Source organism: Candidatus Marimicrobium litorale (assembly GCF_026262645.1).
Lineage (GTDB): Bacteria > Pseudomonadota > Gammaproteobacteria > Pseudomonadales > Halieaceae > Marimicrobium > Marimicrobium litorale.
In genome coordinates, this window is sequence record NZ_SHNO01000001.1 from 2880989 (window position 1) to 2895359 (window position 14371).

Consider the following 14371-nt stretch of genomic DNA (forward strand, 5'->3'; position numbering starts at 1 on the left):
TTCCTTTGCTGGGGTTAGATTGCAAGCCATTCTGGAATGGGCAGGCCTTTGTTTTCAAGAAAAACCGGGTTGAACAGTTTACTCTGGTAGCGGTTGCCGTAGTCGCAGAGGATAGTGACGATGGTATGCCCCGGCCCCAGATGCTCTGCCAGTCTTACAGCGCCTGCGATATTAATACCCGATGTGCCACCGAGACAGAGTCCCTCGTGTCTTAACAGGTCAAACGCGTAGGGCAGTGCCTCAGTGTCGTCAATGGTATAAGCCTGATCGACTTTAGCCTGTGCCACGTTGTCTGTGACATGGTTGACGCCAATTCCCTCTATGATGGAGGTGCCTTCGCTGGCCTCCGGTGTGCCCTTATTGAAGTAGGCTTCCATCGAGGCGCCGCAGGGGTCTACCAGCCCGATGGTAATACTCTCGTTTCGTTCTTTTAGCGCGACTGAAATACCCGCCAGTGACCCTCCGGTACCCACGGAGCAGACAAAGCCGTCTATCTTACCATCGGTCTGATCCCAGATTTCCGCCCCCGTCGTCCGGTAGTGAGCATCCATATTGGCGAGGTTGTCGAACTGTCTCGCCCAGATGGCGCCATGTTCCTCGCGCTGGGCGAGTTTATTTGTCAGTCGCTCAGCCTGGTGAATGTAATGGTTTTTGTCACTGTAGGACGTTGCTGGCACGAGGTGCAGATCAGCACCCAGCAATTCAAGGGTATCTATTTTTTCTTTGCTCTGCGTAAGAGGCATAACGATCGAGCAGGTGTATCCCAGGGCGTTGGCCAATAATGTCAGGCCGATGCCGGTATTGCCCGCGGTGCCTTCGACGATTCGTCCGCCCGGTTGCAGATCGCCTGCGGCTTGTGCGGCGCTGATGATCCCGAGAGCGGTACGGTCTTTGATCGAGCCTCCGGGATTCAGAAATTCGGCCTTGCCTAAAATAGTGCAGCCGGTCCTCTCTGATACCTGCTTGAGGTGAACGAGTGGCGTGTTGCCAATCAGTTGCGTTACGTCGGGCGCGTTTTGCACGGTGTTGTTTCTCCTGAATCCCGCTGAGTATGCCACAGTGACCGGGCTGGGTCAGTGTCCTGTGCGCTTGTGAAGGCGGTACAGCCAAACAGCAAGCATAAGAGCTGACAGACTAATCATAAGCATAAAATCGAGCATGGGTTGGGGGGTATCGACCAGATATTTTCCCACTAGCGCAGTTGCGCCAGCGGATAATGCCATCTGGATAAAGCCAAGCATCGCGGAGGCCGTGCCGGCGATATCCGGAAATGGTCTGAGTGCTATCGCCATGGCATTGGGTAGCACTAAACCCATCCCGGTAGCGTAGAGCATCATCGGAAGAACGAGCACCGGGAGGCTGTCAGGATAAAAGCAGGTGCCGGCCCACATAATGCAGACGGCCACAGCAATCAGCACCGCGCCCAGCAGTACAGTGAGTTCTGAATCGTAGTGCCGGGCCAGTCTCGCACTTAGCGCGCTCCCGACCATGTAACCGATAACAGAAGTCAGGAAGATAAAGCCGAAATATTCGACGGGTATGCCCATCATCTGTATGTAGACAAAGCTGGATGACGACAGATAGGTGAGGAGCCCCGCGTAAATCATGCCGCTGGCGAAGGTTGCAACAAGGAATAGGCGGCTGCGAAACAACAGCCGAAAGTTGCGGGCGATCGCCATTGGGTGGAGGCTTTGACGCACCGGCAGTGATTCGGCTAAAAATACGTGTATAAGACCTACCGTGATGATGCCGTAGACTGCCAGCAAGATAAAAATACTGGGCCATGGAAGCCACAGCAACATTAGGCCCCCGATAGTGGGCGCTACTGCCGGCGCAAGCGCCATAAGCAGGGCGATCACGGAGAGCGCGCGCGCCGCTCGGGTAGGCCCGAAAACATCCCGTGCTATCGCGCGTGCGAGGGTAGGCCCGACGCAGGCACCGATGCCCTGCAGAAAACGGAACAACATAAGTGCCTCAACGGTGTTGGCAGAGGCACAGCCGATGCAGGCAAAAACAAAAAGAACTGTGCCGATGATTAATATCGGCTTGCGTCCGTATCGGTCCGCGAGGGGGCCGCACACCAGGTGAAATACTGCAAAGCCCGAAAGATAGGTAGTGAGGGTTAGGTGCATGCGCTGAATATCCGTATCCAGCTCTTCCATGATGATAGGCATTGCCGGCAGATAAACATCGACGCTGAGTGGCCCCAGTGCGACCAGTGCAGCGAGCAAAGGCAGTAGCCAGCGTGAATCGGGCAGCAAGTGTCGTGAAGAAGTCATCGGGCGGCGATGCTAGCGGAAGCGCTGCTTCAACGCAAAGCGGGTCGGCATCGACATCGATTATTTTTTCTGCAGAGTCACTATGACCGACTGTGTCTTCCACCTGGTGTGCTGCATCGGGTGTTCAAATAGCCCGTTTGCAGACGCGCAAGCGTATTTTCGAACTGGGACTTTTAGCGTGGCGTTGGCCCCCCATCGCGTTTCAGGACCCGGATATTCCTGAACCAGACCTTATCCCAGTGATCCTGTAAGCCGATATGACCGCTAAACAGGCTGCCATAGTCTGGACGGTCAGCGAATTTGCTCTTTTCATAGAGCGTATGCCAATCTGCACTGCCCTGCTCAAACTGCGCAGTGATGTGATCGTTAAGCCAGAATTGAACCTCGGGACCGCGAGCGATAATGTGCGCGCGGTTCCAGTGACCAACAGGTCGGCTGGTGTCGTGATCCGGTGCAAGCATATCGTAGTAGGCACCCGCCCTGTGCGTTGGGTCACTGGCATCGTAGTGACCTGCGTTGTCGAGTACCTGCATTTCATAGCCGGAATGTTGCATGTTGCGGCCGGATTCGTCGCCGCGAATAAAGATTCCGCTGTTGCCGGCGTCGCTGATGCGCCATTCCACTTTCAGTTCAAAATCACCAAACTGCTCACGCGTGATAATGTCGCCACCAAAGCCGAGGCGGGTCAGACAGCCGTTCTCAATGCCCCAGCCGTCGTTAACCTCTTCCTCCTGATAAGAGCGCCACTGGCCCAGGGACTGTCCGTCGAACAGAAGGTGCCAGCCAGCCGCTTTTTCGTCCGCGGTCAGGGCGTTGATGCATTCGTGGCTGCCGACGATTTCATCGTTGCCGCAGCCGACCAAACACAGGACGAAAATCAGGCAGGATAGTCTCTTCACGCGATCACCGGGCTGGATCTGGCCGATGGCGCAGAGCATCGTTTTCCAGGCGTAGCCGCAGGTCCACGTTGGACTTTCTATTTCTCGAAGGTCATTACCGTTTTCCACCAGAGCTTGGGCAGTAGGGCACGCCATAGATAAAGTAGCTTGGCTCCCGGGGGGTAAATAATGTCTTTGTTTTTGCGGATGCCTTTTTCTATTGCATCGATCATTTTCTCCGGGTCCGCGAGGCGGCCGGATTTCTTGGCCTGTATGATGCTTCCCGGCGTGTCGGTTTCGATCGTCTGGTCTACCAGTGGCGTATTGACCGCGGGTGGGCATATCAGGTGGGCGCGCACGCCGGAACCGCGGATTTCGTTTTGTAGCACTTCAACATAAGCGTTCACGGCGGCCTTTGTCGCACAGTAGGCGCCCATTTTGGGCACCAGCGCAATACCGGCGATAGAGCCAAAGGCGACAATGCGGCCCTCGCCTCGCGCCATCATCGCAGGCAGGACGGCGCGTATCATGTACGTAGTGCCGAAATAGTTGATACGGAAAAGTCGCTCCATATCCTCATGTGTGTGGTCCACCAACTGATGACTCGGCATCAGTGCGGCAGCGTGCACCAGCAATTCTACCTGGCCCAGCGCAGCATTCACCTTGGCCACCTTGGCCTGCACATCCTTCAAGTCGGCGATGTCGCAGTGAAAGGCCGTAATATTGTCAGACTCTGCCGCAGTGTCTTCGAGGCCCTGCTCATTGACGTCGAAGATCGCGACCTTGGCCCCCCGCCCGGCCAGACGCCGAGCGCAAATCTGGCCCATGCCGCTGGCGCCTCCCGTTACGATAGCCACTTTGTCGGTTACATCAATCATAGCCACTCCGCATTTCTTTATTCTGTGTCGAGACGCACAGTCTGCGTTTTGCCGTGCCGCTGGGCAACCCCTGATTAGAGGCTAGAGCAGCCCAAGCTCCTTGGTTTGCTTCTTTAGACTCAATGACTTACAGCCGTCCGCGCCTGATTTCTGGCGCTATCACTGACACTAGGGATGCTAGAGGGAGGTGCCTAGTGGGTCCTTGGGCCTTCTTGTTCATTACTTTTCCATACTTCCCAAGAAGCAACAGACTGCGACATTATTGACCCTGAGCGATCCTCTACCTCTTCCCAGGGGCTTGGGTAATAACACCACGGCACTGACAAGTAGCTGCTAGCCTTAAGGGCACATAGACATGCAGTCCGCATGGGCGTTTAATGCGCGGAGGCTGGACGCTGGAGAGTAAGGGAAATGCAGAAAATAATCGGTAGGTTGCTGGTCACGTTGAGGCACGATCGGCCCTCTGCGAAAAAATTATAATTTGGTTATGCGCCGTTCTGGCTCGGCGGCTCAATCGGCTATGTGCGTCAAGGGCAGGTTGGTTTTTTGCACCACACGGCGTAGTTCAAAGCTGGAGTGAACCCCGGTGACCCCCTCGATACGCGTCAGCTTGCCTAACAGAAAGCGCTCGTAGTACTCCATGTCGGGCACCACCGCTTTGAGCAGGTAATCCGAGCTTTGTCCTGTCACGACCGCGCACTCAAGCACCTCCGGATAGCTGATGACCTCTGCCTCGAATGCCTCGAAGCGGTCTGGCGTGTGCCGGTCCATGCTAATACCTATATAAGCGGTGAGCTTTAAGCCCAGCTTGGTCTGGTTCAACAGCGTGACATGCCCCCGGATGAGCCCTGAATCCTCCAATCGTTTGACGCGTCGGGAACAGGGTGTCGGTGAGAGACCCACTTTGTCTGCCAGCTCAAGGTTGCTTATGCGGGCGTTGACCTGCATTGCCTCGAGGATTCTGCGGTCGGTACGGTCAAGCCTCATCAGGTTATCTCCCGAGTGTATAGTTGAACGGCGTGATATTAGACAATATCACTAAAAAAACTGTATATAGTAGATATAGATTGCTAATTTAAACTCAAAATACGCGATATTTGCAATTAATCACTCCATCAAGGGGCCTATACTGAGCATCCGGCCGATAAGCCACCTGTTGCCGGGTTATCCCGCTGGGTTACCCACCGACCGGGGTGCAGTGAGACCTCAAAAGGGTCTGAATCCCGGATAGGTGGTTGGCCTATTGATCAAGACAATGCCGAGGCAGAGCGCCATGAACAGCTTTAATCACCGCAAGTACCAGGCGTTTAAGCCTATTGCGAAACCCGACCGCCGCTGGCCTGATCGTGTTATCGAACAGGCTCCCCTGTGGTGCAGTGTGGATCTGCGCGATGGCAATCAGGCGTTGGTGGAGCCCATGACCGCGCGGCAGAAGTCCGAGTTGTGGGATCTCCTGGTGAAAATAGGCTTCAAAGAGATAGAGGTGGGCTTTCCGTCCGCCTCGAGTCATGACTACAATTTCGTGCGGGAACTGATCGATCACGATCGTATCCCCGATGACGTCACTGTGCAGGTGTTGACTCAGGCCCGACCGGATCTGATTGAAAAGACATTTCAGGCGCTCAAGGGGGCGCGGCGAGCGGTTGTGCATGTGTACAACTCCACCTCTACGGTGCAGCGGGAGCAGGTGTTTGGCCTTGATCGAAAGGGAATCATCGATATCGCCGTCAAGGGCGCCACCCTGATAAACGAGTGTGCGAAGCAGCACCCGGATACGGAGTGGATATTTGAGTACTCACCGGAGAGCTTCACTGGCACCGAGCTCGATTTCGCCGTAGAAATATGCGACGCGGTCAACGCAGTCTGGGAACCGACACCGGAAAAGCCTGTGATTATAAACCTGCCGGCGACGGTAGAGATGAGTACGCCCAATGTGTATGCAGATCAGATTGAGTGGTTCTGTGACAACGTCGCCAACCGAGAGAGCCTTTTGATTTCGCTGCATACCCATAATGATCGTGGTTGCGCGGTAGCCGCCGGTGAATTAGGCGTCATGGCCGGGGCCGACCGGGTAGAGGGCACGTTGTTGGGTAATGGTGAGCGCACCGGAAACATGGACATCATCACCATGGCTATGAACCTGTACAGTCAGGGCGTTAGCCCCCAGCTGAACCTCGAAAATACCGATGAAATTTTAAAGACGGCCCGGGAGTGCACGCAATTACCTGTCCACCCTCGCCATCCTTGGGTGGGCGAGTTGGTGTTCACGGCTTTCTCTGGCAGCCATCAGGATGCCATCAAGAAGTGCCTCGCCCGGCGCGATGAGAGCGAACCGTGGGAGGTGGCCTATCTGCCCATTGATCCGAAAGATATCGGGCGCTCGTATCAGGAAGTGATAAGGATTAACAGCCAATCCGGAAAAGGAGGAATTGCCTTCGTACTGCAACGGGATTTTGGTCTGGAGCTGCCCCGCTGGTTGCAGATTGATTTCAGCCGCGTCGTGCAAGCGCATGCCGAGGCTCAGGAAACGGAAGTCGGCTCGGCAGACGTGTTTGCGTTGTTCGAGAAAACCTACCTGTCTTCAAAGGGGCGATGGCAGCTAGGTAATTACCAGGTCAGTCGAGAGGACGGGGTCGACAAGTTGCAGGCACAGTTGCAGGAGGGGTCGACCTCGCACACACTCATCGGTACGGGTAACGGTGTGGTCGCTGCGTTCGTTGATGCGGTTCAGGAGTTTACCGGCAAACACATTGTTCTCGTCGAGTACAACGAGCACGCGCTGAGTCAGAGTGCCGATGCCGAGGCGATATGCTATATACAACTAAGCGTCGATGGGAATCGTTTCTGTGGCGTGGGACTCAGTCCTGATATTGTTCAGGCGTCATTAGACGGTATTCTTTGCGCGGTCAATCAGGCCGCTGGGCAGGAGCGAGAGGCTGTTGCCTGACGAATAAAGAGTCACTGGTGAGTAATATTTACCACAGCATCGCCGTACAGCTTTTGGTGTGGTTACGCAGAGCGTTAAAGATGAAGAGAGGCTGCCAACTACACAGGCTGTCGGTGCAGGGTATAGCGCGTCGATGAGAGTTCTGCGAACGTTTTGTATTTTGGTACTCGGCCTGATTCTCGCATCCTGCAGTGGCACCACGTTTGTTTATAACCGACTCGACGTCATTCTACCGTGGTACATCGACGACTATGCCGAACTCAACGGGCATCAGGATGCCTACCTCGATGAGGTGCTGACGCCTTTTTTAAACTGGCATCGACAGCAAGAGCTACCCGCTTATTTAAGTATTATCGACGACATCGAAGCGCACCTTGACGATACCCTGACGGAAGCAGATGTCGCAGAGATATTCAGTGAGTTTGAGGCAGCCTGGCTGCGTATCGAGGCCAAGGGGCTGGATTGGTTGCTGGACCTGGGTGGACAGCTCAGCGATAAGCAGATGGCGAATGTGATCGAGGCGCTTTGGGAGCAGCAGGAAGAGTTTCAGGAAGAATACCTCGAGCGCGATGATGCGGAATTTTATGAAGATAGTTACGACAACCTGCTCGACAACATGGAGGAGTTTCTTGGCAACGTCTCCGACGCCCAGCGTGAACAATTGCGGCTCGCCGCAAACGCGTTGCAGCGTTCAGATGTTGAGTGGCTGAAGGAGCGTGCCGAGTGGATACAAGAGTTGTCCGTGCTGCTCGATTCTGAACCGGGTTGGGAGCGTGCCGTGCGAGACTCCGTGCAGCAGCGGCGAGAGAAACCGGCTCTCAAATATCGGGAAATTTATACGCACAATATGAGTATAATTTTCAATGTGGTCGCTGCCGTGGTGAATAGTCGCAGCGAGCGCCAGGATAAATACCTGCGAAACCGGTTGGCAGAATTGCGCGAAGACCTGAAAGACCTGGCGGATCAAGAGGCACCTTAATCGCATGAGCGCGAACCTTATCTACATTATCCAGCCCATTGCTGCGCTTCTCATCTTTGTCATGCTGGCCCACCTGGTCTTTTTTGGCCCCGGGCGCAGGCTTTTTTCGATACGTTTGATTCAGCGTAATTATCACGGAAACAACCGGAGACAGTTGGTACATGATCTTGCTTTGACCCTGTTAAATCTGATTGTCGTTATAACGCTGACAACGCTTCTTTTTCAATGGCTATTCCAGGTGTCATTGGTAACGGTAATAGATTCTCCCTCGATAGCGGTTACGCTCGGACAGTTTGTCCTGTATTTTTTTGCTTTCGACCTCTACTACTACGTGTGGCATCGGGTTTTGCACACCCCATTCCTTTACAAGCACGTACATTCCCATCACCACGCCTCGACGCGGCCGACGCCGCTGACCAGCTATGCGGTTCATCCTGTTGAGGGTTTTGTGTCTTTCCTGTTCACGCTGTTGTTGTTCATTGTGATGGACATGTCTTTAATGGCACTGATCGCAATGAACGCCTACAGCGTCATTCACAGCGTGATCCTGCACAGTGGCCATGACTTGTTTCCAAAGTGGTGGTACCGAAACGGATTGAGCAAATACTATGTCACTCCTCTGTACCATGATCTGCATCACAGCGAGCCCGAAAGTGCTAACTTCGGCATTCACACCACGATTTGGGATCGCGTTTTCGGCACGGTTTCAACGTCGTTACAGACATCATTTAGCAGGGTGACATCGACGACGCGCACCGCGTAGTCATCACGCTCGAAAACGGGTACCTGCGGCAGCGCATAAGTAAAGTCAGGCATGAGAGACCCCAGGGTCTGGGGAATGCCTTGAGGAAGAACATACCCGGTCACCTCATTGTGATTAGGCCCGCGACGGCTAGTCGAGTAATGATAAATCCCGTACCGCCCCCTTGTCGGCGCTGGTAACCATTTTGGCATACACCTTAAGTGCAGGTGTGACGTTGCGTGGACGTGACTCAACCGGCTGCCAAGCTTTGTCACCACGGGCCTTCATTGCCGCACCGCGCCGCGTCAGTTCTTCATCGGTCAGTTTTACATTGATGCTTCGATTGGGAATATCTATCTCAATAATGTCGCCATTCTCAACCAGTCCGATAGCGCCGCCAGCGGCCGCCTCTGGAGAGGCATGGCCGATAGACAGCCCGGAGGTCCCGCCGGAGAAACGACCGTCGGTGAGTAACGCGCAAGCCTTTCCGAGTCCTTTGGACTTGATATAGCTGGTGGGATAAAGCATCTCCTGCATGCCGGGCCCGCCGCGGGGACCCTCGTAGCGCACCACAATCACATCGCCAGCCTTCACTTTATCGCTCAGTATATTTTCCACCGCCTCGTCCTGGCTTTCGCAGACATGGGCTGGCCCCGAGAAGCTGAGTATAGAATCGTCCACTCCAGCGGTTTTCACTACGCAGCCGTCTTCAGCGATATTACCCTTGAGAATGGCCAGGCCTCCTTCCAGGGAAAAAGCGTGCTCCAATGAGCGAATGCATCCGTTCTCTCGATCACTGTCCAGACTGGGCCAGCGGGTGTCCTGACTGAACGCGACCTGAGTCGGTATACCTGCGGGGCCTGCGCTGTAGAATTTACGAACCGCAGCATCGTCGGTCTGGGCAATGTCCCATTCCGCTAGTGCGTCTGCCAGCGTATCGCTGTGTACGGTCGAGCAATTACGATGTAAGAGCCCCGCCCTGTCCAGCTCACCCAATATAGCCATGATGCCGCCAGCCCGGTGGACGTCTTCCATGTGGTACTGAGGCGTGCTCGGCGCTACTTTGCATAACTGCGGAACCTTGCGCGAGAGGCGATCAATATCCTGCATGGTGAAATCCAGCTCCGCTTCCTGCGCGGCTGCCAGCAAATGAAGAATAGTGTTGGTGGAGCCGCCCATAGCGATATCGAGACTCATGGCATTTTCAAAGGCCTGAAGGTTGGCGATGTTGCGTGGCAGAACGCGCTCGTCGTTGTTTCCGTAGTAGCGTTTGCAGAGATCGACCACTACGCGCCCTGCTCGCAGGAATAATTGTTCCCGATCGGCATGGGTGGCAAGGGTCGACCCGTTGCCTGGCAGCGACAGTCCGAGTGCTTCGGTCAGGCAGTTCATAGAGTTTGCGGTAAACATGCCTGAACAGGAGCCACAGGTCGGGCAGGCGGAGCGTTCATACTCCGCCACCTCTTCATCAGAGGCGCTGTCGTCGGCGGCAATGACCATTGCGTCAATCAGGTCGAGCTTGTTCTCAGACAATTTCGTCTTGCCCGCCTCCATTGGGCCTCCCGACACAAATACAGTCGGGATGTTGAGTCGCATGGCAGCATTGAGCATGCCGGGAGTGATCTTGTCGCAGTTGGAGATGCAGACCATGGCATCGGCACAGTGCGCGTTGACCATGTATTCCACGGAGTCTGAAATAATGTCGCGAGAGGGCAGGCTGTAAAGCATGCCGTCGTGGCCCATGGCGATACCATCATCCACCGCGATAGTGTTGAACTCTTTGGCAACGCCGCCTGCTGCTTCGATCTCCCGGGCGACCAGTTGACCCAAATCCTTGAGGTGCACATGTCCGGGGACGAACTGCGTAAAGGAGTTAACGACTGCGATGATGGGCTTTTGAAAATCCTCATCTTTCATGCCGGTGGCGCGCCACAGGGCGCGGGCGCCGGCCATATTGCGGCCATGAGTAGAGGTCTTGGAGCGAAATTCTGGCATGGTATTGGCTTCCGGCGGCAGCTGCTTGACTGAAGAAAAAGCGTTCTGCTTCAGTCTAAAAAAAGAGACATGGAGAATAGCAGAATTTACTTATTTTTTCCTGCCACGAGCTGCCAGTACGTGCGCAGTCCGTAATGTAAGCCTCAACCGCTATAAGACGTGTCGCCTTTGGCAGCATCATACATAGTCCGGTTTCGAAGCCCGTTCTGCCAGGTCAGATTTTGACCCCAAAAGTGCCGGCCCAATTCCGCGAACCCTTCAAAGTACCCGTCACCGCGGCCTGACCTTACGCTGCTCTAAATAGAAGTAAAACTCGCTATGGTGTTGTACTCTGGTAATTACGCTGCGCGCCATAATGCGGAGGCCCATATGTTGCAAAACACAATGGCTAACCGTTGCGCGATGATACTTTGGTCAATCCGGTTTCGCTCAAATGCCACGAGGAAAAGAAAATGAAGCGTGTCGTACTGTGTATATTTATCCTTGTTGTTTCCGCCTGCTCGGCTCAGCCAACCCGACAGTCCGCTACTGAACCCGCTGCGCAGGTAAAGGACGTCACGAAGAGCACCCTTATGCAAACCGGTAAGGCCTCTTTTTACGCCGATAAATATCAGGGGCGTCAGACTGCCAGCGGCGACCTGCTGGACCATGCAGAACTGACGGCCGCGCATACCAAGCTACCCTTTGGTACGAAGGTCAAGGTGACCAACACCAGCAATGGTAAGAACACAATTGTTATCGTCACAGACAGGGGGCCCTTCGTCGAGGGGCGCATAATCGATTTGACAAAATCTGCGTTTGATCAAATCGGCGACAGGGACGAGGGTGTCATCACGGTCCAGATTGAAGTCATAGAGTAATGACGGTGGAGTGCGTCGGTGATCGAGGCCGAGGAATCCCGCAGAGTGATCGAGTCGCGCCGGGAGGCTGATGCGCTCTTGGTGCTGTCTTGCTCACAGAGAGAGAAAGCATTCCCGGGTTCGCGCGCTGGGCCCTGGCCAGCACGCGGCGCGGGGACTAAAGTGCCTTGAAGAACACCTTCGAGTTACGCTGCAGGTTGTAAAGCGACTGTTTCTTCCCAGGGAGAGCCTCTCGTCCGGATTCGACAAAGCCCTGCTCGATAAACCAGTGAGCGGTCTGCGTTGTCAACACAAACACACGGGCCAGCCCCAGTGCGCGCGCCTGGTGTTCCAGCTCCTGCAGCAAGCGTTGGCCGCGCTGGCCGCCCCGATAGTCGGGGTGCGAGACGATGCAGGCTATCTCGCCACAGGCGTCTGGCTTGAAGGGATAAAGTGCGGCGGCAGCGATAATGCGTCCATCGCGCACCAATACACGGAACTGACCGATTTCTCCTTCCAGCAATTCCCGGGAACGTTTTAGTAACACACCTTGCTGCTCGAGCGGTTCGATCAACTCCAGGATGCCGCCCACGTCATCGATATTGGCCTGCCGGGATTTCTCGAAATCATCGTCTGCGACAAGCGTGCCGCTGCCGTCGTGGGTGAAAAGTTCTTCCAGCAGTGCACAATCATCTGCGTGACTGATGATATGGCATCTTTCTACCCCGTTTAGACACGCCTGTCGGGCAGTATCCAGTAACTGTGTTTGCTCTGCGTCGATAGCGCTTATGGTGTTGATCTCGCCAGCCTTACATTGTGCGATGAGCGCCCCGTTTATATCGATTATGCCCGCCGCCTCACCGAACAGTACCAGCTTGTCGGCGTTGATCGCGGCCGAGCACTGCACTGCGATATCCTGCAGAGCCAGGTTAAATATTTCACCCGTGGGCGAGTATCCCAATGGCGAAAGCAGGACAATAGCACCGTCCTCGAGCTGTCGATTGATGCCCTGAGCATCTATACGGCGCACCCTGCCCGTATGATGAAAATCTACGCCGTCCACCACTCCGATGGGACGCGCAGTAACAAAATTGCCCGAGCACACGCGCATGCTGGCGCCCTGCATGGGAGAGTTGGGTAGTCCCATAGACAGTAGCGCTTCTATTTGCGCTCGCAGAGAGCCTGCTGCGTCCTTCACGCATTCCAGTGCGGCATGGTCGGTGATGCGCATGCCGTCATGAAAGCCGGTCTCTAGACCCGCGTTCGACAGGCGTTGGTCAATCTGCAGCCGTGAGCCATGAATCACTACCAGCCGCACCCCCAAGCTGTTCAGCAGGGCGATATCGTGAATGATAGTGGAGAAGTTTTCATGTTGCGCGGCGGCGCCCCCCAGCATCAGCACGAAGGTTTTGCCCCGGTGTGCATTGATGTAGGGTGCGGAGTTTCGCAGCCAGCGAATATGATCCCGCCCTTGCGTTGTCACGTGTGTTTCCAAGCCATTGATAAACGGATATTTATTGGGACAGTTGTAAGGGTACCTAAGCCTGCGCCCGGTACCTAGGGCAATATTGCACAGTCCGCGCGGGCGTGCCGCGGCCGGGTCAGAGGCAATAGTGACGGATACATTGCTCCAGAAGCGCTATGCAGGGCTGTATCTGCTCAAGTTCGAGGTATTCATCTGGTTGGTGTGCCCGGTCGATGGAGCCAGGCCCCATCACCACGGTCTCCATACCCAGTGCCTGCAGGAAGGGCGCCTCAGTGGCAAATGCAACTGACTCTGCCTCGTATCCGGTAAGGGTTTCCGCCAGTCGTACCAGCTCGCTGTCGGCGGGCTGTTCAAAGGGCTCGATGCTGTCGATCAGGGAGTTCAGCCCGATACCCAGCCCCAGCGTCTCTGCTAACCCCTCAAGCCGCCCTTCTATTTCATCGCGTACGCCGCTGTTGCTGCTGCCCGGCGTCATCCGCAGGTCAAAATGCAGCTCTGTTTTACCGCAGATTCGATTGGGGCTGTCGCCGCCGTGTATACAGCCTAAGTTCAACGTGGGAAACGCGACGCTGAAAAAATCATTGTTGTAGCGCGTGGCGAGCTGCTCACGGAACGTCATAAGATCGCTGATCACCGCATGCATACCATCCAGCGCATTGTTGCCCAGGTCAGGATTAGAGGAATGTCCGGCGCGGCCGGTCACGGTTACCGACTCCATCATGATGCCTTTGTGCATACGCACAGGCACCAGGGAGGTGGGTTCGCCGATAATGGCTGCTCGTCCTAAGGGGCGCCCCGAGGCGGCCAGTTGCCGCGCGCCGGCCATAGAGCTTTCTTCGTCGGCGGTGGCCAGCAGGATCAGCGGTTGTTTGAATGCCATATCGTTGAAGGTGCGGGCGGCGGCGAGGGCCAGCGGAAAGAAACCTTTCATATCAGTGCTGCCTAAACCATACAGTCGGTTGTCGCGCTCGGAGAGACCGAGGGGGTCGCTCTTCCAGCGGCCTTCGTCAAAAGGAACCGTATCTGTATGCCCGGAGAGCACCAGACCCCCGGGACCGCTGCCGCGTGTGGCGATGAGGTTGGCCTTGCTCCCTCCGGGGGTCACGGGTTGTATCTCGACGTTAAACGCCATGTTTTCAAGCCAACCGGCGAGCAGATCGATCACGGCGCGGTTGCCCTGGTCCCAACCGGGATCGGTGGAGCTAACAGAAGGCGTGCTGACCAGTTGCCGCAGCTGGTCGATAATCATTTTAGGAGACTTGGACATGGGGCCACCGAACATGGAAACAGAGTCAGTTTAGACAAGGGTGCAAGGAAGTCCAAGTGCGGTGCAACCCCAAAGGGTATT

12 protein-coding genes are annotated in these 14371 nt (G+C 55.3%); 4 read left to right on the forward strand and 8 right to left on the reverse strand.

Features of this window, described 5'->3' with window-relative positions:
* Positions 1–14 precede the first annotated feature (14 nt).
* From EYC82_RS13030 to EYC82_RS13050, 5 genes are all read right to left on the reverse strand, one after another.
* The gene (locus EYC82_RS13030) at positions 15–1022 is read right to left on the reverse strand and encodes a cysteine synthase A (RefSeq protein WP_279249974.1); all 1008 of its coding nucleotides are present in this window, start codon (positions 1020–1022) and stop codon (positions 15–17) included.
* Positions 1023–1073: 51 nt separating this feature from the next.
* Positions 1074–2279: a multidrug effflux MFS transporter gene (locus tag EYC82_RS13035; RefSeq protein ID WP_279249975.1), complete on the reverse strand. Its 1206-nt coding sequence runs from the start codon at positions 2277–2279 to the stop codon at positions 1074–1076.
* Positions 2280–2452: 173 nt separating this feature from the next.
* Positions 2453–3178, reverse strand: a complete 726-nt coding sequence (locus tag EYC82_RS13040) for a 3-keto-disaccharide hydrolase (RefSeq protein ID WP_279249976.1) — start codon at positions 3176–3178, stop codon at positions 2453–2455.
* Between the two features lie 77 nt (positions 3179–3255).
* Positions 3256–4035 carry an SDR family NAD(P)-dependent oxidoreductase gene (locus tag EYC82_RS13045; RefSeq protein WP_279249977.1) on the reverse strand — a complete coding sequence of 260 codons (780 nt, stop codon included), beginning with the start codon at positions 4033–4035 and terminating at the stop codon, positions 3256–3258.
* A gap of 510 nt (positions 4036–4545) precedes the next feature.
* Positions 4546–5022 (reverse strand): Lrp/AsnC family transcriptional regulator, encoded by a 477-nt coding sequence (locus EYC82_RS13050; RefSeq protein WP_479722998.1) that lies wholly within the window; start codon positions 5020–5022, stop codon positions 4546–4548.
* A 286-nt stretch (positions 5023–5308) separates the two neighbouring features.
* On the opposite strand from EYC82_RS13050, the gene leuA reads away from it, so the two are divergent.
* The 3 genes from leuA to EYC82_RS13065 all read left to right on the forward strand — a co-directional run bounded on the left by leuA (position 5309) and on the right by EYC82_RS13065 (position 8724).
* Positions 5309–6982 (forward strand): 2-isopropylmalate synthase, encoded by a 1674-nt coding sequence (gene leuA, locus EYC82_RS13055; RefSeq protein ID WP_279249978.1) that lies wholly within the window; start codon positions 5309–5311, stop codon positions 6980–6982.
* A gap of 133 nt (positions 6983–7115) precedes the next feature.
* Complete coding sequence (locus EYC82_RS13060; RefSeq protein WP_279249979.1) at positions 7116–7961, forward strand: DUF6279 family lipoprotein; 846 nt, start codon at positions 7116–7118, stop codon at positions 7959–7961.
* A gap of 4 nt (positions 7962–7965) precedes the next feature.
* On the forward strand, positions 7966–8724 hold the full coding sequence (locus EYC82_RS13065) for a sterol desaturase family protein (RefSeq protein WP_279249980.1): 759 nt from the start codon (positions 7966–7968) through the stop codon (positions 8722–8724).
* A gap of 129 nt (positions 8725–8853) precedes the next feature.
* Here EYC82_RS13065 and ilvD read toward each other — a convergent pair whose 3' ends face one another.
* Positions 8854–10698: a dihydroxy-acid dehydratase gene (gene ilvD, locus EYC82_RS13070; RefSeq protein WP_279249981.1), complete on the reverse strand. Its 1845-nt coding sequence runs from the start codon at positions 10696–10698 to the stop codon at positions 8854–8856.
* A 452-nt stretch (positions 10699–11150) separates the two neighbouring features.
* Between ilvD and EYC82_RS13075 the strand changes: the two genes are divergently transcribed.
* The gene (locus EYC82_RS13075; RefSeq protein WP_279249982.1) at positions 11151–11558 is read left to right on the forward strand and encodes a septal ring lytic transglycosylase RlpA family protein; all 408 of its coding nucleotides are present in this window, start codon (positions 11151–11153) and stop codon (positions 11556–11558) included.
* Between the two features lie 157 nt (positions 11559–11715).
* Here EYC82_RS13075 and argA read toward each other — a convergent pair whose 3' ends face one another.
* Positions 11716–13020 carry an amino-acid N-acetyltransferase gene (gene argA, locus EYC82_RS13080; protein ID WP_279249983.1) on the reverse strand — a complete coding sequence of 435 codons (1305 nt, stop codon included), beginning with the start codon at positions 13018–13020 and terminating at the stop codon, positions 11716–11718.
* A 118-nt stretch (positions 13021–13138) separates the two neighbouring features.
* Positions 13139–14290 carry an acetylornithine deacetylase gene (argE, locus tag EYC82_RS13085; protein WP_279249984.1) on the reverse strand — a complete coding sequence of 384 codons (1152 nt, stop codon included), beginning with the start codon at positions 14288–14290 and terminating at the stop codon, positions 13139–13141.
* Positions 14291–14371: the final 81 nt, after the last annotated feature.

Bases quoted from the DNA above. Each gene is read 5' to 3' on its own strand.
- EYC82_RS13035 (WP_279249975.1), bottom strand. From the start codon at position 2,279: ATGACTTCTTCACGACACTTGCTGCCCGATTCACGCTGGCTACTGCCT.
- EYC82_RS13045 (WP_279249977.1), bottom strand. From the start codon at position 4,035: ATGATTGATGTAACCGACAAAGTGGCTATCGTAACGGGAGGCGCCAGC.
- EYC82_RS13050 (WP_479722998.1), bottom strand. From the start codon at position 5,022: ATGAGGCTTGACCGTACCGACCGCAGAATCCTCGAGGCAATGCAGGTC.
- leuA (WP_279249978.1), top strand. From the start codon at position 5,309: ATGAACAGCTTTAATCACCGCAAGTACCAGGCGTTTAAGCCTATTGCG.
- EYC82_RS13060 (WP_279249979.1), top strand. From the start codon at position 7,116: ATGAGAGTTCTGCGAACGTTTTGTATTTTGGTACTCGGCCTGATTCTC.
- EYC82_RS13065 (WP_279249980.1), top strand. From the start codon at position 7,966: ATGAGCGCGAACCTTATCTACATTATCCAGCCCATTGCTGCGCTTCTC.
- ilvD (WP_279249981.1), bottom strand. From the start codon at position 10,698: ATGCCAGAATTTCGCTCCAAGACCTCTACTCATGGCCGCAATATGGCC.
- EYC82_RS13075 (WP_279249982.1), top strand. From the start codon at position 11,151: ATGAAGCGTGTCGTACTGTGTATATTTATCCTTGTTGTTTCCGCCTGC.
- argE (WP_279249984.1), bottom strand. From the start codon at position 14,290: ATGTCCAAGTCTCCTAAAATGATTATCGACCAGCTGCGGCAACTGGTC.